Annotated in this window: 15 protein-coding genes; 11 read left to right on the top strand and 4 right to left on the bottom strand. The window is 59.9% G+C overall.

Annotation, left to right across the window (positions count from 1 at the left end; translation table 11 throughout):
* Positions 1 to 5: 5 nt before the first annotated feature.
* Positions 6 to 1010 carry an N-acetyl-gamma-glutamyl-phosphate reductase gene (gene argC, locus PVE98_RS00295; RefSeq protein ID WP_033755563.1) on the bottom strand — a complete coding sequence of 335 codons (1005 nt, stop codon included), beginning with the start codon at positions 1008 to 1010 and terminating at the stop codon, positions 6 to 8.
* Positions 1011 to 1178: 168 nt separating this feature from the next.
* On the opposite strand from argC, the gene argE reads away from it, so the two are divergent.
* The 7 genes from argE (at position 1179) to PVE98_RS00260 (ending at position 10823) form a co-directional block, all read left to right on the top strand.
* Entirely contained in the window at positions 1179 to 2327 is a 1149-nt protein-coding gene (argE, locus tag PVE98_RS00290; protein WP_033755562.1) for an acetylornithine deacetylase, read from the top strand.
* Between the two features lie 285 nt (positions 2328 to 2612).
* Positions 2613 to 5264 (top strand): phosphoenolpyruvate carboxylase, encoded by a 2652-nt coding sequence (gene ppc, locus PVE98_RS00285; protein ID WP_096072253.1) that lies wholly within the window; start codon positions 2613 to 2615, stop codon positions 5262 to 5264.
* A 152-nt stretch (positions 5265 to 5416) separates the two neighbouring features.
* A complete protein-coding gene (locus tag PVE98_RS00280; RefSeq protein ID WP_033755558.1) occupies positions 5417 to 6133 on the top strand; it encodes a DUF3053 domain-containing protein in 717 nt (238 codons plus the stop codon).
* A 446-nt stretch (positions 6134 to 6579) separates the two neighbouring features.
* Positions 6580 to 8514, top strand: a complete 1935-nt coding sequence (locus PVE98_RS00275; RefSeq protein WP_096072254.1) for a PTS mannitol transporter subunit IICBA — start codon at positions 6580 to 6582, stop codon at positions 8512 to 8514.
* Positions 8515 to 8608: 94 nt separating this feature from the next.
* Positions 8609 to 9757: a mannitol-1-phosphate 5-dehydrogenase gene (mtlD, locus tag PVE98_RS00270; RefSeq protein ID WP_033755554.1), complete on the top strand. Its 1149-nt coding sequence runs from the start codon at positions 8609 to 8611 to the stop codon at positions 9755 to 9757.
* Between the two features lie 82 nt (positions 9758 to 9839).
* Positions 9840 to 10373: an MltR family transcriptional regulator gene (locus PVE98_RS00265; RefSeq protein ID WP_033755552.1), complete on the top strand. Its 534-nt coding sequence runs from the start codon at positions 9840 to 9842 to the stop codon at positions 10371 to 10373.
* Positions 10374 to 10460: 87 nt separating this feature from the next.
* Entirely contained in the window at positions 10461 to 10823 is a 363-nt protein-coding gene (locus tag PVE98_RS00260; RefSeq protein WP_048784883.1) for a YibL family ribosome-associated protein, read from the top strand.
* An 8-nt stretch (positions 10824 to 10831) separates the two neighbouring features.
* Here the strand turns inward: PVE98_RS00260 and PVE98_RS00255 are convergent, their stop codons facing one another.
* From PVE98_RS00255 to fdhD, 3 genes are all read right to left on the bottom strand, one after another.
* Entirely contained in the window at positions 10832 to 11794 is a 963-nt protein-coding gene (locus PVE98_RS00255) for a VirK/YbjX family protein (RefSeq protein ID WP_096072255.1), read from the bottom strand.
* A gap of 183 nt (positions 11795 to 11977) precedes the next feature.
* The gene (sodA, locus tag PVE98_RS00250) at positions 11978 to 12595 is read right to left on the bottom strand and encodes a superoxide dismutase [Mn] (RefSeq protein WP_033755547.1); all 618 of its coding nucleotides are present in this window, start codon (positions 12593 to 12595) and stop codon (positions 11978 to 11980) included.
* Between the two features lie 184 nt (positions 12596 to 12779).
* Positions 12780 to 13544 carry a formate dehydrogenase accessory sulfurtransferase FdhD gene (gene fdhD / locus PVE98_RS00245; protein WP_222707492.1) on the bottom strand — a complete coding sequence of 255 codons (765 nt, stop codon included), beginning with the start codon at positions 13542 to 13544 and terminating at the stop codon, positions 12780 to 12782.
* 455 nt (positions 13545 to 13999) lie between these two features.
* Here fdhD and fdnG point away from each other — a divergent pair, with 455 nt between their 5' ends.
* From fdnG to fdhE, 4 genes are read left to right on the top strand one after another with little or no spacing between them, the layout of a single operon-like run.
* Entirely contained in the window at positions 14000 to 17050 is a 3051-nt protein-coding gene (gene fdnG / locus PVE98_RS00240; protein ID WP_096072257.1) for a formate dehydrogenase-N subunit alpha, read from the top strand.
* A gap of 12 nt (positions 17051 to 17062) precedes the next feature.
* Positions 17063 to 17947, top strand: coding sequence for a formate dehydrogenase subunit beta (fdxH, locus tag PVE98_RS00235; RefSeq protein WP_033793003.1), 885 nt, complete (start codon positions 17063 to 17065; stop codon positions 17945 to 17947).
* Complete coding sequence (gene fdoI, locus PVE98_RS00230) at positions 17944 to 18585, top strand: formate dehydrogenase cytochrome b556 subunit (protein WP_096072258.1); 642 nt, start codon at positions 17944 to 17946, stop codon at positions 18583 to 18585. Before fdxH ends, fdoI begins: the two co-directional genes overlap by 4 nt.
* Positions 18585 to 19511, top strand: a complete 927-nt coding sequence (fdhE, locus tag PVE98_RS00225) for a formate dehydrogenase accessory protein FdhE (protein WP_033755540.1) — start codon at positions 18585 to 18587, stop codon at positions 19509 to 19511. Before fdoI ends, fdhE begins: the two co-directional genes overlap by 1 nt.
* Positions 19512 to 19535 lie beyond the last annotated feature (24 nt).

Below are 19535 nucleotides of genomic sequence, written 5' to 3'. Positions count from 1 at the left end.
GTCCGTTAAATCAGCGATTGCGTTTCAGGGAAGCCGAAGCGAATATTCATACACTGCACCGCCTGCGACGCGGCGCCTTTCAGCAGATTGTCCTCCGCCGCGACGACGATCAGATGTTCGCCCTGCACCGCGAAGCCGATGTCGCAGAACGGCTGGCCGATAACCGCCTTCAGCGCCGGCACGCCCTGCTCGTAGACGCGCACCAGCGGCTTGTCGTGGTAGGCGCTATGGAACGCCGCCGCCACGTCGTCGTGGCTGACGCCCGGCTTCAGGCGGCAGGTGATAGTCGCCAGAATGCCGCGCGGGAAGTTGCCGAGGTGCGGCGTAAAAATCACCGGCGCGCCGAGGTGCGCGACGATTTCCGGATGATGACGATGATTAAACAGGCCGTAAGGCTGCAGGCTCACTTCGCAGAAGCTGGTGGCGACGCTCGCTTTCCGTCCTGCGCCGCTCACGCCGCTGGTGGCGTTGATCACCGGCCACTGGTCGGCGTTAAGCAGATCGCCTGCGATCAGCGGCTTCAGCGCCAGCTGCGCCGCGGTGGGATAGCAACCCGGCACCGCCACCAGCTGCGCCTCTTTGACCTGCGCGTGATTCCACTCCGCCAGGCCGTAGACCGCTTTATCGAGCCAGTCGCCGTGCTGATGGGTAAAGCCGTAATAGCGCTGATAAAATTCGCCGTCGTTAACGCGGAACGCGCCGGAGAGATCGAACACCACGCAGCCGGCCTTCAGGAATTCCGGCGCCAGATCGTGACTGACTTCGTGCGCCGTCGCCAGAAACACCACGTCCACCTTATCCGCCCACTCGGCCGCGCTGCTCAGCGGCTGCAGCGGCAGATCCACCACGCCTTTCAGCTGCGGATGCAGATCCGACAGAGGCTTTCCGGCATCCGGGCTTTGCGCTGAAACCGCCAAAGCGGTTATGTTCATATGTGGATGGCGATGAATGAAGGTGGCGAGCTCTACGCCAGCGTAACCACTGGCACCAACGATCAGCGTATTCAACATCAGGCTGTAACCCTTTTTACAGTCACACGTTCCGGGTCGCGGCTTTGCCCCGTTGCCCACGATGCCGTTTGCGAAGGATTTCTGCTTCCCAGCCAAGCGGCGTTAATGTATTTTTATTCACTATTAATGCATGAATATTGATACATCCTAACTCAAGGACCGTCAACAGTGAAGACAAAATTACCGCCTTTTATCGAACTCTACCGCCAGCTGATTGCGACTCCGACCATCAGCGCGACCGATGCGGCGCTCGATCAGAGCAATGAAACTTTAATCAATTTGCTGGCAGGCTGGTTTCGCGATCTGGGCTTCAGCGTCGAAGTGCAGCCCGTGCCCGGCACGCGCCATAAATTCAATATGCTGGCGCGCACCGGCGAGGGCGCCGGCGGCCTGCTGCTGGCGGGTCACACCGACACGGTGCCGTTCGACGACGGGCGCTGGACGCGCGATCCCTTTACCCTGACGGAGCATGACAACAAGCTCTACGGCCTGGGCACCGCCGACATGAAAGGCTTCTTCGCCTTTATTCTCGACACGCTGCGCGACGTCGACGTCAGCAAACTGAGCAAGCCGCTCTACATTCTCGCCACCGCCGATGAAGAAACCACCATGGCGGGCGCTAAGTACTTCTCTGAAACAGCGAGCATTCGTCCAGACTGCGCCATTATTGGCGAGCCGACCTCGCTGAAGCCGGTGCGCGCGCACAAAGGCCATCTCTCCCATGTGATTCGCGTGCAGGGCCAGTCGGGCCACTCCAGCGATCCGGCGCGCGGCGTCAACGCCATCGAACTGATGCACGACGCGATCGGTCACCTGATGCAGCTGCGCAACACTCTGAAAGAGCGCTATCACCACGACGGCTTCGCCATTCCCTATCCGACCATGAACTTTGGCCATATTCACGGCGGCGACGCGGCGAACCGCATCTGCGCCTGCTGCGAGCTGCACATGGATATTCGCCCGCTGCCGGGCCTGACGCTGAGCGATCTGGAAGGGCTGCTGAACGAGTCGCTGGCGCCGGTCAGCGCACGCTGGCCGGGTCGTCTTACGGTCGGCGAGCTGCATCCGCCGATTCCGGGCTACGAATGTCCGGCTAACCACGAACTGGTCGCCGTGGTGGAAAAACTGCTCGGCACGCCGACCGAAGTGGTGAACTACTGCACCGAAGCGCCGTTTATTCAGGAGCTGTGCCCGACGCTGGTGTTGGGGCCAGGATCGATCAACCAGGCGCATCAGCCGGATGAATTTATCGATACCGCATTTATTAAGCCGACTCGCGCCTTGATCGCGCAGGTTGTGCAGCACTTTTGCCACTGATTCGCAATAAACAGGGCAATTCACTGTTAAGAAAGTAAATTTCCTGATCTCTGCGCGGGATTTGTTGATAAGAATAACTTATCCCGCTCCTCTCCAGTTAAAATCTTTGAATTTCCAGCAGTTAGCCGCATGTTACCGGGCGCTTATGCGCATTGACGCCGCAGGGTTTACGTGGCTAGATAAAAGACGATGTTATGCCCGGTGGGTGATTACTCATGCAGTTTCGGCTTTGCCGCGAGCTGTGGGTGTAGAAGTTTACAAAGACGATAAGGGTGTCAGGGTCACATGAACGAACAATATTCCGCAATGCGAAGTAATGTCAGTATGCTCGGCAAACTACTCGGGGATACGATCAAGGATGCACTAGGAGAGAACATCCTCGACCGGGTGGAGACCATCCGCAAACTCTCAAAGTCATCCCGCGCAGGAAATGACACTCATCGCAAGGAACTGCTCAACACGCTGCAAAATTTGTCGAACGACGAGCTGCTGCCGGTAGCGCGCGCTTTTAGCCAGTTTCTTAACCTGACCAACGTCGCCGAACAGTATCAGACCATTTCACGCAGCGGCGACGGCGCAAATCACCCCGAACTGCTGAAAACCACCTTCGATCGCCTTAAACAGCAGCCCGACGTCAGCGAAAGCGCCATTCGCGCCGCCATCGAGTCGCTGTCGCTGGAGCTGGTGCTGACGGCGCACCCGACCGAGATCACCCGCCGCACGCTGATCCACAAGCTGGTCGAGGTGAATAGCTGCCTGAAGCAGCTCGATCACAGCGATATCTCCGACTACGAGCGCAACCAGATTATGCGTCGCCTGCGTCAGCTGGTGGCGCAGGCGTGGCACACTGACGAGATCCGCAAATATCGTCCGACGCCGATCGACGAGGCAAAATGGGGCTTCGCCGTGGTGGAGAACAGCCTGTGGGAAGGCGTGCCCGCCTTTCTGCGTGAGCTGAACGAACAGGTTGAAGAGGCGTTCGGCGTGAAGCTGCCGGTCGACTTCGTGCCGGTGAAATTTACCTCCTGGATGGGCGGCGACCGCGACGGCAACCCGAACGTGACCGCCACGGTGACGCGTCACGCCATGCAGCTTAGCCGCTGGAAAGCCGCCGACCTTTTTCTGCGCGATATCGGCGTGCTGATCTCCGAGCTCTCGATGTCCGAATGCAGCGAAGAGGTGCGCGAGCTGTGCGGCGATCCTGAAGCCATTGAGCCTTATCGCGTCATCCTGAAGCGCATGCGCAGCCAGCTGCTGAATACTCAGGCTTATCTCGAGCGCCGCCTGAAGGGCGAGCGTCTGCCGCGTCCCGCCGATCTGCTGGTCTCCAACGATCAGCTCTGGACGCCGCTTTACGCTATCTATCAGTCGCTGCAGCAGTGCGATATGGGCATTATCGCCAACGGTCAGCTGCTGGATACGCTGCGCCGCGTGAAGTGCTTCGGCGTGCCGCTGGTGCGCATCGATCTGCGTCAGGAGAGCACGCGACACACCGAAGCGATCGCCGAAGTAACCCGCTATCTCGGCCTCGGCGACTATGAAAGCTGGTCAGAAGCGGATAAACAGGCCTTTCTGGTGCGCGAGCTGAACTCCAAACGTCCGCTGCTGCCGCGCCACTGGGAGCCGAGCGACGAAACGCGCGAAGTGCTGGAAACCTGCCGCGTCGCTGCCGAAGCACCGCAGGGCTCCATCGCCGCCTACGTAATCTCGATGGCCAAGACGCCGTCCGACGTGCTGGCTGTACATCTGCTGCTGAAAGAGGCGGGCATCACCTTCGCGATGCCGGTGGCGCCGCTGTTTGAAACCCTCGACGACCTCAACAACGCTAACGACGTCATGAGTCAGCTGCTGAGCATCGACTGGTATCGCGGCTTTATTCAGGGCAAGCAGATGGTGATGATCGGTTACTCCGACTCGGCGAAAGACGCCGGCGTGATGGCCGCCAGCTGGGCGCAGTATCAGGCGCAGGACGCGCTGATCAAAACCTGCGAGAAAGCCGGCATCGCTCTGACGCTGTTCCACGGACGCGGCGGCAGCATCGGTCGCGGCGGCGCGCCCGCACACGCGGCGCTGCTCTCTCAGCCGCCGGGCAGCCTGAAAGGCGGCCTGCGCGTGACTGAACAGGGCGAGATGATCCGCTTTAAATATGGCCTGCCGGAAGTCACCATCGCCAGCCTGTCGCTCTACACCGGCGCGATCCTGGAAGCGAACCTGCTGCCGCCGCCGGAACCGAAAAAAGAGTGGCACAGCATTATGGATCAGCTCTCACAGCACTCCTGCGCCATGTATCGCGGCTACGTGCGCGAAAATCCGGACTTCGTACCCTACTTCCGCTCCGCCACGCCGGAACAGGAGCTGGGCAAGCTGCCGCTCGGCTCGCGTCCGGCGAAACGTCGCCCGACCGGCGGCGTCGAGTCGCTACGCGCCATTCCCTGGATCTTCGCCTGGACGCAGAACCGTCTGATGCTGCCAGCCTGGCTCGGCGCGGGCGCGGCGCTGCAAAAGGCGATGGACGAGGGCCATCAGGATCAGCTCGAAGCGATGTGCCGCGACTGGCCGTTCTTCTCGACGCGGCTCGGCATGCTGGAGATGGTATTCGCCAAAGCCGACCTGTGGCTGGCGGAGTATTACGATCAGCGTCTGGTGGACACCGCGCTGTGGCCGCTGGGCAAACAGCTGCGCGACCAGCTTGACGCCGACATCAAAGCGGTGCTGACCATCGCCAACGACGCGCATCTGATGGCGGATCAGCCGTGGATAGCCGAATCGATCGCGCTGCGTAACGTCTACACCGATCCGCTCAACGTACTGCAGGCGGAGCTGCTGCAGCGTTCGCGCGCGCAGGAAGCGCGCGGTGAAGAGGCCGATCCGCGCGTCGAGCAGGCGCTGATGGTGACCATCGCGGGCGTCGCAGCAGGCATGCGTAATACCGGTTAATCCTTTCGACCCTTCCGGGCAGGCGACTGCCCGGATACCTCTCTGCCGCTGCGCGTTTCGCGCTTGCCGGCGTTGTGCCTGAGCGCTACTTTGCTCTATTCTTTAGGACCATTCCTCGGTTATCTACATTCTCATTTACAGGAGTTGCCCTTATGGCATCAGGAATTTCTCGCATCTGGATGCGTACCGGCATGTTGCTCGGCGCCGCGTTACTGGTGCTTAACCTCACCGCGTGCGGCGACAAAGAGGGCGATCAGCGCAAAGCCTTTATCGATTTTCTGCAAAACACCGTCATGCGCAGCGGCGAACATCTGCCGAGCCTGAGCGAAAGCCAGAAGCAGAATTTTGGTAAATATGCGGGCGACTACGCCATCCTTTACGGCTTTTCCCAGCAGGTGAATAAGGCGATCGATCAGGGCATGCGTCCGGTGGTCGATGAGCTGTCGGCGATCCGCGTGCCGCAGGACTATCTGACGCGCCGCGACGCGCTGCGCCAGGCCAACGGCGCGCTGGTGATTGTCACGCAGCAGCTGGAGAGCGCTAAAATGCAGGCGGACAGCAGCAAAGCCTCGCTTAAGCAGGAGGAGGATCTGAAAAAGGTCTACGACGCCGCTTACGACAAAGTCGTCACGCAGCCAGCCACTCAGCTGGTGCCGCTGCTGCCGAAGCTACAGGCGCTGAGCCAGGGCGCGGCGCAGGCGGGCGACTTCCTGCAGCAGCAGGGACCGCGCGTGAGCTTTAACAATAACGCCGTTCAGTTCCCGACTCCCGATCAGGTCACGCAATATAATGCGCTGATGAGCACTATCTCCGCTAACGCGCAGGCGTTAACCCAGGCGCAAACAGCCGTTCAAAACGGCTTGCAGTAATCTCTCTTCCGAGACAAGCCCCGCGCTTGTCTCGGCCTTTCTGCTGTTACTCTCTTTCAGATTATCGCCAGTCAGAGAAACGCGCCGTCGGGAGTGTGATCTGGCGCATTTTCGACCAAAAATACTTTGTGATCGTAGTCACATATATGAAACAAACAGAACAGATCTAAATGTGATATCAGTCACATTTACCCCTGTTTGGCGGCGAAAAAATAGCCTCTGTGCTTTTTTTACACCGTTATTATGTGATCTAACTCACTAAAACAGCCCCTGTCCCCACCTTAATTGAGTGATCTGGATCACACTTAAACCGCCCGCTACGCAGCGTCATATTGGCGTGCTAGAGTCCGCCTGCATACAGTAATAGCGACGGTTCGACGCCGTGCTGGCTTAACAAAAACAAACGCGCTCTCTTATTGCAGCGCGTCTCGATAAGGGGTGGCTTTATGTCCTCATCAGTCAAGGTCAAGGTTCAAAGCTTTGGTCGCTTTCTGAGTAATATGGTGATGCCTAACATCGGTGCGTTTATCGCCTGGGGTATCATCACCGCGCTGTTCATCCCGACCGGATGGATTCCTAACGAGACGCTGGCGAAACTGGTCGGCCCGATGATCACCTACCTGCTGCCGCTGCTGATCGGTTTCACCGGCGGACGTCTGGTTGGCGGCGATCGCGGCGGCGTGGTCGGCGCGATCACCACCATGGGCGTCATTGTCGGCGCCGATATGCCGATGTTCCTTGGCTCGATGATTGCCGGTCCGCTGGGCGGCTGGGCGATCAAATCTTTCGACCGCGCCGTTGACGGTAAAATCAAAAGCGGCTTCGAAATGCTGGTCAACAACTTCTCCGCCGGTATTATCGGCATGTTGCTGGCGCTACTGGCGTTTCTGGCTATCGGTCCGCTGGTGGAAGGTCTGTCGCATATTCTCGCCGCAGGCGTCAACCTGATGGTGCAGAACAACCTGCTGCCGCTGACCTCGATTTTCGTTGAGCCAGCGAAAATCCTGTTCCTTAATAACGCTATTAACCATGGCATCTTCTCGCCGCTGGGCATCCAGCAGGCAAGCGAAGCGGGCAAGTCGATCTTCTTCCTGATCGAAGCGAACCCGGGTCCGGGCATGGGCGTGCTGGTGGCCTATATGATGTTCGGCCGCGGCAGCGCTAAGCAGTCTGCGGGCGGCGCAGCGATCATCCACTTCCTCGGCGGCATTCACGAAATCTACTTCCCGTATGTGCTGATGGCGCCGCGTCTGCTGCTGGCGGTGATTCTGGGCGGCATGACCGGCGTCTTCACCCTGACGCTGCTCAATGGCGGTCTGGTCTCTCCGGCCTCTCCAGGCTCTATCCTGGCGGTGCTGGCGATGACGCCGAAAGGCGCCTACTTTGCCAATATCGCGGCGATTATCGCAGCCTTTGCGGTCTCCTTTGTGGTCTCCTCTATCCTGCTGAAAACCAGCAAAGTCAAAGAAGAAGACGATATCGAAGCGGCGACCAAACGCATGCATGACATGAAAGCCCAGTCAAAAGGCCAGGCCGTAGCGGGCGCGCCGGTCGTCGCCGACGCCAGCAGCGTTGACGTTAGCCACGTGCGTAAAATCATCGTCGCCTGTGACGCCGGCATGGGTTCCAGCGCGATGGGCGCAGGCGTGCTGCGTAAGAAATTGCAGGATGCGGGACTCACGAACGTGTCCGTTACTAACAGCGCGATTAACTCGCTGCCGGGCGACGTCGATCTGGTGATTACCCACCGCGACCTCACCGAGCGCGCGATGCGTCAGGCGCCGCAGGCGCAGCATATCTCGCTGAACAACTTCCTCGACAGCGCGCTCTACAGCAATCTGACCGATCGCCTGGTGGCGGCAAACCGCAGCGAAGCGCACCGCGAAGTGGTACAGACCGCGCTGGCGGACAGCTACGACACCAGCAATCCGCATCTGTTTAAGCTGGGCGCGGACAACGTCTTCCTCGGCCTGAGCGCCAGCAACAAAGAGCAGGCGATCCGCTTCGCCGGCGAGCAGCTGGTGAAAGGCGGCTACGTTCAGCCGGAATATGTTGAAGCGATGCTGGCGCGAGAAAAACTCACCCCGACCTATCTCGGCGAGTCGATTGCCGTGCCGCACGGCACGGTGGAAGCGAAAGATCGCGTATTGAAAACCGGCGTGGTGTTCTGTCAGTATCCGCAGGGCGTGCTGTTCGGCGACGATGCGGATGACGTGGCCCGCCTGGTTATCGGCATCGCGGCGCGCAATAACGAGCACATCCAGGTGATCACCAGCCTGACCAATGCGCTGGACGACGAAAGCGTGATTGAGAAGCTGGCGCACACCACCAGCGTGCAGGAAGTGCTGGATCTGCTGTCGGGCAGCCCGGCGACCGCCTAAACGTCCTGCGTGAATTTCCCTGGGGCGGGTAAGCCCGTCCCGATTTCCGGGGCGGGCGTGCCCGCCCCATCGTCATTTGATATGGGTCAATATTATGAAAGCGTTACATTTTGGAGCAGGTAATATCGGTCGCGGCTTTATTGGCAAGCTGCTGGCGGATGCAGGCATTGAACTGGTGTTCGCCGATGTTAACCAGGTGGTGCTGGATGCACTGAACGCGCGTCATGAATATCCAGTACATGTGGTTGGCGAGCAGGCGAAAGTGGAAATCGTGAAGGGCGTCAGCGCCGTCAACAGCACCAGCGACGACATTATCGCGCTGGTTGCGGAGGTCGATCTGGTGACCACCGCCGTCGGCCCGCAAATTCTGGAGCGCATCGCGGGCAGCGTGGCGAAGGGCCTGGCGCAACGCCATGACCAGGGCAACGATCGTCCGCTGAATATTATCGCCTGCGAAAACATGGTGCGCGGCACCAGCCAGCTGAAACAGCACGTGCTGAAAGCGCTGCCGGAGCAGCATCACGCCTGGGTTGAGCAGCACGTCGGCTTCGTCGACTCCGCCGTAGACCGCATCGTGCCGCCGTCCGAAGCGGGCAGCAACGACCCGCTGGAGGTCACCGTGGAAACCTTTAGCGAGTGGATTGTCGATAAAACCCAGTTCAAAGGCGAGCTGCCCACCATTGCGGGCATGGAGCTTACCGACAATCTGATGGCGTTCGTCGAGCGCAAACTGTTTACCCTTAACACCGGCCACGCCATCACCGCCTATCTCGGCCAGCTCGCCGGGCATCAGACCATACGCGATGCCATCCTGGATGAGAAAATCCGAGCGGTGGTCAAAGGGGCGATGGAAGAGAGCGGCGCAGTATTGATCAAGCGCTACGGTTTCGACGCCCACAAGCACGCCGCCTATATCGAAAAAATCCTCGGCCGCTTCGAGAATCCCTACCTGAAAGATGATGTAGAGCGCGTAGGCCGTCAGCCGCTGCGTAAGCTGAGCGCAGGCGATCGCCTGATCAAACCGACGCTGGGCACGCTGGAGTATCAGCTGCCGAACGTGCATCTGGTGCAGGGTATCGCGGCCGCGATGCACTATCGCAGCGCGCAGGATCCGCAGGCGCAGGAGCTGGAAGCGCTGATTAACGAGAAAGGTCCGCAGGCGACGCTGGCGCAGGTATCCGGTCTGGATGCCGACAGCGAAGTGGTGGCGGCGGCGGTCAGCGCGTACAACGCGATGGTCTGACAGGCGCGTGTCAGTCACGCACAAGCGGTACGGGCGCGGCGACGCGGCGCCCGTTGACGGTATCAGAATTCTGCAGGCGACAATGGAAGAGAAGCAAGCTTTTGAAAACCGGGTGCTTGAGCGCCTGAACGCCGGACGCTCGGTGAGAAGCTTCCTGATCGCCGCCGTCGAGCTGTTGGCCGAAGCGGTCAATTTGCTGGTGCTGCAGGTGTTTCGCAAGGATGACTACGCGGTGAAGTATGCGGTCGAGCCGCTGCTGCTGGGCGACGGCCCGCTCGGCGAGCTGCCGGTGCGCCTTAAGCTGATCTACGGTCTGGGGGTCATCAGCCGCCATGAGTATGAAGATTGCGAGCTGCTGCTGGCGCTGCGCGAAGAGCTGAACCACGATCGAAACGATTACCGTTTTACCGACGATGAGATCCTCGGCCCGTTCGGCGAGCTGCACTGCGTGGCCGCCTGGCCGCCGAAACCGGACTTTCATCCCGACGACGCCGAGCTGCGCGCCATGCAGCAACAGCGCTATCTGCAAATGGTGCGCTCGACCATGGTGCTCTCTCTGACCGAACTGATCTCGCGTATCAGCCTGAAACAGGCGTTCAAACGTCCCGGCGCCTGAGATTCAGGCGCCCTGGTCTCTCGCCGCGCGCGAATTTGCGCCGCTTTTCGTGTATCCTTTGCCTGTTTTCCACAACGAGTTTTCGCCATGAAAGAGCAAGAAAAAGCCGAGATTAAACGTCTGAGCGATCAGCTGGACGCCCTGAATCGTAAAGAGCCGCAGCTGCTGGAAGCGGGCGACGCCGAGAAGCTGGGCGCGCTGCTGAAAGAAAAAGAGAAACTGGTTACCGAGATTGAACGTCTGCGCGACAAGCGTGACGACAAGCTGAGCAAAGAAGCGCAAAAGCTGATGGATCTGCCGTTCAGCCGCGAGATCACCAAAAAAGAGCAGGCTGATATGGGCACGCTGAAGAAAAGCGTGCGCGGTCTGGTGGTCGTGCATCCGATGACCGCGCTGGGCCGCGAAATGGGCCTGAAGGTCATGACCGGCTTCGCGAAGAAGCCGTTCTGAGTTCGGGATCAGGCGGCCGCCTGATCCTCTCCGCGCTGGCCGATGGCAGCTGACACCTGCTGCGCCAGCGCATCCAGCAGTTCATAACGTCGCCGATACTCGGCGCGCTTCTTACTGGCGATCTCCTCCAGCGCCTTACGCGGCAGGCTGAGCGGCAGCTGATAGAGTCCGTCTTTGCACGCTTCGCCGCCCAGCGATGTCCAGAACTCGCTGTAGCTGGCGAAAAAGTAATCACTTTTGCTGTGACGATAGCGCAGGCTGCGGAACACATGCGTGGTATCGCCGACGGCGATAATCTTCTCCGCCGCGCAGCGCTGCGCCAGCATACAGACCACCTCCATAACAAGGCGTTTGGGAAACAACCCGTGCGCCGCTTTCGTCGCCTCGCGGATCACGTCGTTGGAGACATGTTTGCGCGGCCCCTGCAGGCCACCGATCAGCAGAGTACGCAGCCCCGCTTCCTTGATCAGCGAAAACGAGAGCGAAGCGATAGCCTCATTCTGATAGCGCAGCACCAGCGTAATTTCCCCTTCGCGATCGAAACGCCCTGGGCAGGAGAAGAGCTCGAACGTCTCGCCGTTTTTCCCGCTCAGCGTCGCCAGTAAATTATCGCCGGGGCTTTGCAGCAGCTGGCGCAGCCGGCCGTTTTGCAATGCGGCGACCAGCTGATAGTGATCAAGGATCGCCTGAGCGCGCGCCGCCACGCTCAACCCCGCGCGCAAATAGGGGCGATGCGGCTTCGCGGGTAACAGCCCCTGCACGCTCATCACCTGATGCAAATCGGGCAGGTGCGACAGCTGGTGTAAATAACGCAGCGTCGTCACGGGAAACGCCACCGTTCGCAGCGCGAACTTCAGGCGGAATTGTTTACTCAACCACAGTTTATTCGGGATATATTTTCCGCTGATTAACTGAAAAAACAGCGAAGCCGACGACTCGGCGGTCGGCGCAGGCGTAGTTATAATGGACATGATGTAACATTCTCTGGTGGAATGTTATTTAGCCTACCCGCGTGAAATTCAACGGAAGGTTAATGTCCTGAAAGGTTAAAAGCCTACTGTGCGCATGTTTAGCTGCGGTTTACTTAGCGCTGTTTCAGCCAGAAAAAAACCGGCGAATCGCTTCGCCGGTTTTGGCTTTTTTAACGGGTGAACTTATTTTGCAGAGGCGAAACGCGCTGCTGCTTCGTCCCAGTTCACCACGTTCCAGAACGCCTTGATGTAGTCAGGACGTTTGTTCTGATACTTCAGGTAGTAAGCGTGCTCCCAGACGTCCAGGCCCAGAATCGGGTAGCCTGATGCGCCGGAGATCGCTTCGCCCATCAGCGGGTTGTCCTGGTTAGCGGTAGAGACCACGGCCAGTTTGTCGCCTTTTTTCACCAGCCACGCCCAGCCTGAACCAAAGCGGGTAGCGGCGGCTTTCTCAAACTCTTCCTGGAATTTTTCAACGCTGCCGAAATCTTTTTCGATAGCCGCTTTCAGGTCGCCCTGCAGCGTGGTGCCGGTTTTCAGGCCTTTCCAGAACAGGCTGTGGTTAGCGTGGCCGCCAGCGTTGTTGCGCAGCACGGTTTTTTTGTCTGCCGGAACCTGATCCAGTTTGGTGATCAGCTCGTCAACCGGCAGGTCAGCGAATTCGGTTCCTTCCAGCGCTGCGTTAGCGTTGTTAACGTAGGTCTGGTGGTGTTTGGTGTGATGGATTTCCATCGTCTGCTTGTCGAAGTGCGGTTCCAGTGCGTCGTAGGCGTAAGGCAGGGATGGCAGTGAATAACTCATGTTCTTCCTCTCCATTTCATATTTGAGCGGCGCCGCCTGATGGCGTGCCGCGTAAGCAGTCGAACCATTATAGTTAAATTCATGATCCGGAAAAGGGTAATCAATGCCCCATTAAACATAAGGAATTTACAAATTCCTTATAAGCAAACCGTTGTTTTTACAGTCTGCCGCCGCTGAATGCCCTTTAACGCAGGCGCTGCGGATGGGTATAGACCGTGGCGCGTCCCGGCTTGCTAAAGCCAACCAGGGTAAGGTTGCAGCGCTCCGCCACCTCGACCGCCAGACGCGTCGCCGCCGAAACGGCGAACAGGATCTCGACGCCGCACATCGCGGATTTCTGCACCATCTCATAGCTGGCGCGGCTGGAGACCAGCACCGCGCCGTCGCCCCACGCCGCGCCGCTGCGGTAGCCGAGCAGCTTATCCAGCGCGACGTGGCGCCCCACATCCTCGCAGCCGCCTGCCAGCTCGCCGTCTGGACGCAGCCAGGCCGCCGCATGGGTGCAGCCGGTTTGCTGGCCGACCGGCTGAACGCTCTTCAGCTGGCTCAGGCCGCGATCCAGCTGCGCCAGATCGAAGGTCTGCGTAAAAGGCAGCGGCTGCACCGGCTTGCCGATCTGATCCAGCTGCTCGACGCCGCATACGCCGCAGCCGGTGCGTCCCGCCAGCGCGCGACGCTGTTCTTTCAGCGCCATAAAACGTCGGCTGGAGAGTTCGATCTGCACCTCAATGCCGTTACAACCCGGCACCACGTCCAGACCAAAAATATCGCCCGGCGCGTCGATAATGCCTTCCGACAGGGAAAAGCCGATGGCGAACGCCTCCAGATCTTTCGGCGTGGTCATCATCACCACGTGGGAGATGCCGTTATAGGCGAGGGCGACCGGCACTTCATCCGCCAGCCAGTCGGGCTGCGCCACGGTCAGATCGGCACGCTGCCACACCGGCATTTCGCTGGCGCCGGTTTGAGTTGTTAAATTTTCGCCGGGGGTTTGCGGGATAACGTTCAAGGAGTACGACCTGTTATTAACAAGAAATTAAATTTTCTGCGGCCGCGCAGGCGGCCAGCAGTGCGCTTAAGTTTGCCCTGTTGTCACCGGCAGCGCAAAAAAACCGCTATACAAATTATGCGGTGAAAAGATAGCCAATAGCGCTGTGGTGCGCCTCTGCGAGGTAAATGAGAATGATTTTCCACTGCGCTTTAACATCGATTTTAATAAAGGAATGCTATTTTTACCGGCCCCTGAAAAAAGGCGCGCTCCGCTGCCCGCACTCTAAACAAATTTAAACAGAATTTAAAAAAAGCATTACTAAAGACTAACTTATTGACCTTCATCAAATAAGACGCAGACAGGCTTGTTATTTTGCATAGCTTCGCAATGGAGCCAATAAAGAAGAAAGATAAATGCAAATTACCAGACGGAGTTTTTTCAAAATCTGCGCTGGCGGAATGGCGGGAACCAGCGCGGCGCTGCTGGGCTTCGCCCCGGAATCCGCGTTAGCTGGCGTCAGGGAATATAAGCTCGTACGCGCCAGAGAGACGCGCAATAACTGCACCTACTGTTCCGTCGGCTGCGGCATGCTGATCTACAGCCTCGGCGACGGCGCCAAAAACGCCAGCGCCGCTATCTACCATATCGAAGGCGATCCCGATCATCCCGTCAGCCGCGGCTCGCTCTGCCCGAAAGGCGCGGGCGTGCTCGACTATATTCACAGCGACCAGCGGCTGAAATATCCGGAGTATCGCGCGCCGGGCAGCGACAAGTGGCAGCGCATCAGCTGGCAGGAGGCCTTTGAGCGCATCGCCCGACTGATGAAGCAGGATCGCGATGCCCACTTCCAGCAAACCAACGCCGCCGGCGTCACGGTCAACCGCTGGCCTACCACCGCCATGTTCTGTTCGTCGGCCGCCAGCAATGAAACCGGCCTGCTCGACCATAAATTCGCGCGCGCGCTCGGCATCGTCGCGCTGGAGAACCAGGCACGGCTGTGCCACGGCCCGACGGTCGCCGCGCTGGCGCCCAGCTTCGGCCGCGGCGCGATGACCAACAACTGGAACGACATCAAAAACGCCAACGTGGTGCTGATCATGGGCGGCAACCCGGCGGAAGCGCATCCGGTCGGCTTTAAGTGGGTGATCGAGGCGAAGACGCGCAACAACGCGCAGGTCATCGTCGTGGATCCGCGCTTCAACCGCTCGGCGTCGGTGGCGGATCTCTATGCGCCGGTGCGCGCGGGCAGCGACGTGGTGTTTCTGATGGGCGTCATCAACTATCTGCTGCAGCACAATCAGATTCAGCAGCCGTACGTGCGCGCTTTCACCAACGCCGCGCTGATCGTCAGCGAGGGCTATGGCTTCGAAGAGGGAGTGTTCAGCGGCTACGACGCGGAGACGCGCCAGTACGACCGCGCCAGCTGGCGCTATGAGCTGGATGAAAACGGCCATGCGCGCCGCGACGACAGCTTTAGCCATCCGCGCTGCGTGCTGAATCTGCTCAAGGCGCATGCCAGCCGCTACACCCCGGAGATGGTGACGCGCCTGTGCGGCACGCCCCATGAGACCTTTCTCGCTATCTGCCGCCAGCTGGCGACCACCAGCGCGCCCAACCGTACCGCCACCATCCTCTACGCGCTGGGCTGGACGCACCACACCAACGGCTCGCAGATTATCCGCACCGCGGCGATGATCCAGCTGCTGCTGGGCAATATCGGCATGCCGGGCGGCGGTATCAACGCGCTGCGCGGCCACTCCAACGTGCAGGGCTATACCGATCTTGGCCTGCTGTCGCAAAGTTTGCCGGGCTATCTGCCGCTGCCGTCGGAAAAGATGGCGACGCTGGCGGACTACCTGCAAAAAGCGACGCCTGCCGCGTCGCTGCCGGGCCAGGTCAACTACTGGCAAAACACCGATAAGTTCTTTATCAGCCTGATGAAGAGTTTTTACGGCGACGCTGCCACGGCGGACAACCAGTGGGGCTACGACTGGCTGCCCAAGTGGGATAAAAGCTACGACTGCATGGCGCAGGCGGAGATGATGGAGCAGGGCGAAATAAACGGCGCGCTTATTCAGGGCTTTAACCTGCTTGCCGCCTTCCCCGACAAAAACAAAGCCTGTCGCGCGCTTTCACGCCTGAAGTATATGGTGGTGATCGATCCGCTCAGCACCGAAACCGCCAGCTTCTGGCAGCCTCACGGCGAATTCAACGACGTCGATCCCGCGCAGATCGCAACGGAGGTATTCCGTCTGCCCTCTTCCTGCTTCGCCGAAGAGGACGGCTCGGTCGCCAACTCGTCGCGCTGGCTGCAGTGGCACTGGGCGGCGGCCGAGCCGCCGGGCGAGGCGCTGCACGACGGAAAAATCCTCGGCAATCTCTTTTTGCGTCTGCGCGAACTCTACCGTCAGGAAGGCGGCGTCGCGCCGGAGCCGCTGATGGCGATGCGCTGGGACTACAGCAATCCCGCCGATCCGTCGCCGGAAGAGGTGGCGCAGGAGAGCAACGGCCGCGCGCTGCAGGACGTTTACGACGCCAGCGGCAAGCTGCTGCTGAAAAAAGGCCAGCAGCTTAACGCCTTCGCCGAACTGCGCAATGATGGCAGCACCGCTAGCGGCTGCTGGATCTATACGGGCAGCTGGACGCCGCAGGGCAACCAGATGGCGCGCCGCGACAACGCCGATCCCTCCGGGCTGGGCGCAGTTTCCGGCTGGGCCTGGGCGTGGCCGGCCAACCGCCGCATTCTCTATAACCGCGCTTCCGCCGACGAACAGGGCAAAGCCTGGGACCCGAACCGTCGCCTGATCGAGTGGGACGGCCAGCGCTGGCAGGGCATCGACGTGCCGGACTATCCGCTGACGCTGGCGCCGCAGCAGCAGGCGGGCCCTTTTATCATGCAGCCGGACGGCCTGGGGCATCTCTTCGCGCTCGACAAAATGGCAGACGGCCCGTTCCCCGAGCACTACGAGCCGATGGAGAGCCCGCTGGCGGCCAACCCGCTGCATCCGCAGCAGAGCCACAGCCCGGTGGCGCGCCTCTTTGCGCGCGACGCCGCCCAGCTGGGCGAAGCGGCCGAGTATCCCTGCGTCGCCACCACCTACTCCATTACCGAGCTGTTCCGCCACTGGACGAAACACGCTCTGCTAAACGCCATCGCGCAGCCGGAGCAGTTTGTGGAGATTGGCGCGGAGCTGGCGGCGGAGAAAGGCATCAAGGCGGGCGACAGCGTTAAAGTCTCTTCCCGCCGCGGCTATATCAAAGCCAAAGCGGTGGTGACGCGGCGCCTGCAGCGCCTGCACATTGACGGCAAGCCGGTCGATACCGTCGGCATTCCTTGCCACTGGGGCTTCGAAGGCGCGACGCGCAAAGGCTTCCTCGCCAACACGCTGACGCCGTCAGTAGGCGACGCTAATTCGCAAACGCCGGAGTACAAAGGGTTTTTAGTGAAAGTGGAAAAGGCGTAACGGAGAACGAACATGGCTTACCCCACACAGGACATTATTCGTCGCTCCGCGACCAGCTCGCTCACGCCCGCGCCGCAGGCGCGCGATCACCGGCAGCAGGTCGCCAAGCTGATCGACGTTACCACCTGTATCGGCTGTAAAGGCTGTCAGGTCGCCTGCTCGGAGTGGAACGATATTCGCGCCGAGGTTGGACACAATATTGGCGTTTACGACAATCCGACCGATCTCGACGCCAAAGCCTGGACGGTGATGCGCTTCTCGGAGGTTGAGGAGAATGGCAGACTGGAATGGCTAATCCGAAAGGATGGCTGTATGCACTGCGCCGATCCCGGCTGTTTGAAAGCCTGCCCGTCGGCGGGCGCCATCGTGCAGTACGCCAACGGTATTGTCGACTTTCAGTCTGACCACTGCATCGGCTGCGGCTACTGCATCGCGGGATGCCCGTTCAACGTGCCGCGCATCAGCCAGGAGGACAACCGCGCCTATAAGTGCACGCTCTGCGTCGATCGGGTCAATGTCGGACAAGAACCTGCCTGCGTCAAAACCTGTCCGACCGGCGCGATTCACTTCGGCAGCAAAGAGGAGATGCAGCAGCTGGCGGCGGAGCGCGTCGCCGATCTTAAATCGCGCGGCTTCGAAAACGCCGGCCTGTACGATCCGGCAGGCGTTGGCGGCACCCATGTGATGTATGTGCTGCATCACGCCAATAAGCCGCAGCTCTACCACGGGCTGCCGGAAAACCCCGGCATCAGCCCAACCGTGACGTTCTGGAAAGGCGTCTGGAAACCGCTGGCGGCGATAGGCTTCGCCGCCACCTTCGCCGCATCGGTGTTCCACTATGTCGGCGTGGGCCCGAACCGGGTCGACGAGGAGCAGCATAAGGAGGAGGAAGAATGAAAAAAAGCGAGCGCATCATACGCTACCGCGCGGCGGAGCGTATCAATCACTGGATTGTCGCCATCTGTTTCGTGCTGCTGGCGCTGAGCGGGCTGGGCTTTCTGTTCCCCTCGTTCAACTGGCTGATGAATGTGTTGGGCACGCCGCAGCTGGCGCGCATCCTGCATCCCTTTATCGGCGTCACCATGTTCGCTGCCTTTCTGCTGATGTTTTTCCGCTACTGGCATCATAATCTGGTGAATAAAGAGGACCTACTGTGGGCGCGTAATATCAACAAAATTGCCCTTAATGAAGAGGTCGGCGATACGGGCCGCTATAATTTTGGCCAGAAGTGTGTGTTCTGGGCTGCTATCATCAGCTTAGTGCTGCTTCTGCTCAGCGGCGTGGTGATCTGGCGTCCCTGGTTCGCCGGCGCCTTCAGCATTCCGCTGATCCGCGCGGCGCTGCTGGTGCATTCTCTCTCCGCCGTGGGCCTGATCGTGGTGATTATGGTGCACATTTATGCGGCGCTATGGGTCAAAGGCACCATTACGGCGATGGTCGAAGGTTGGGTCAGCCCCGCATGGGCGGAAAAACACCATCCTCGCTGGTATCGCGAGCAGCGTAACCGCTCAACACAACAGGAAAAACGCCCCTGATGAGTATTCGCATCATCCCGCAAGACCAGCTGGAGAAGAGCGAAAAACACACGGCGGATACCATTCCGCCGTTACTTTTTCCACGGCTGAAGAACCTCTATAGCCGCCGCGCCGCGCGGCTGCGCGAGCTGGCGGCTAAAAATCCGCTGGGCGACTATCTGCGTTTCGCCGCCAAGATCGCCCAGGCGCAAGAGATCGTTCTGTACGACCATCCGCTGCACCGCGATCTTTACGATCGTCTGGTGCAGAGCGCCGCCGAGGGCAAACCGCCGCTTGATATTCACAGCCTGCCGCGCGACGCACACTGGCAGCGTCTGCTGCACTCGCTGATCGCCGAGCTGAAACCGGAAATGACCGGCCAGGCGCTGGCGGTGCTGGAAAACCTGGAAAAAACCGCCGCGGGCGAACTGGAAACTCTGGCCAGCGCGCTGCTGGCAGGCGAGTTCGCGCTGGTCAGCAGCGACAAAGCGCCCTTTATCTGGGCGGCGCTGTCGGTTTACTGGGCGCAGATGGCGGCGCTGATCCCCGGCAAAGCGCGCGCCGAATATGGCGAGCAGCGCCAGTTCTGCCCGGTGTGCGCCAGCATGCCGGTAGCGAGCGTGGTGCATCTCGGCACGCAGCAGGGCCTGCGCTATCTGCACTGCAACCTGTGCGAAAGCGAATGGTATGTGGCGCGCAGCAAGTGCAGCAACTGCGAGCAGACACGCGATCTCCACTACTGGTCGCTGGACAGCGAGCAGGCGGCGGTCAAAGCGGAGAGCTGCGGCGACTGCGGCACCTATCTGAAGATGCTCTATCAGGAAAAGGATCCGGCGCTAGAGCCTGTGGCGGACGATCTCGCCTCGCTGGTGCTGGACGCGCGCATGGAGCAGGAAGGCTTCTCACGCAGCAGCCTGAACCCTTTTCTTTTCCCGGATGAGAGCTGACTCAATCCTTTAACAGCGGAGGAG

Source organism: Pantoea sp. GABEPS69 (assembly GCF_045780835.1).
Taxonomy (GTDB): Bacteria; Pseudomonadota; Gammaproteobacteria; order Enterobacterales; family Enterobacteriaceae; genus Pantoea; species Pantoea septica.
This window is presented reverse-complemented; position numbering and strand designations above follow the sequence as displayed.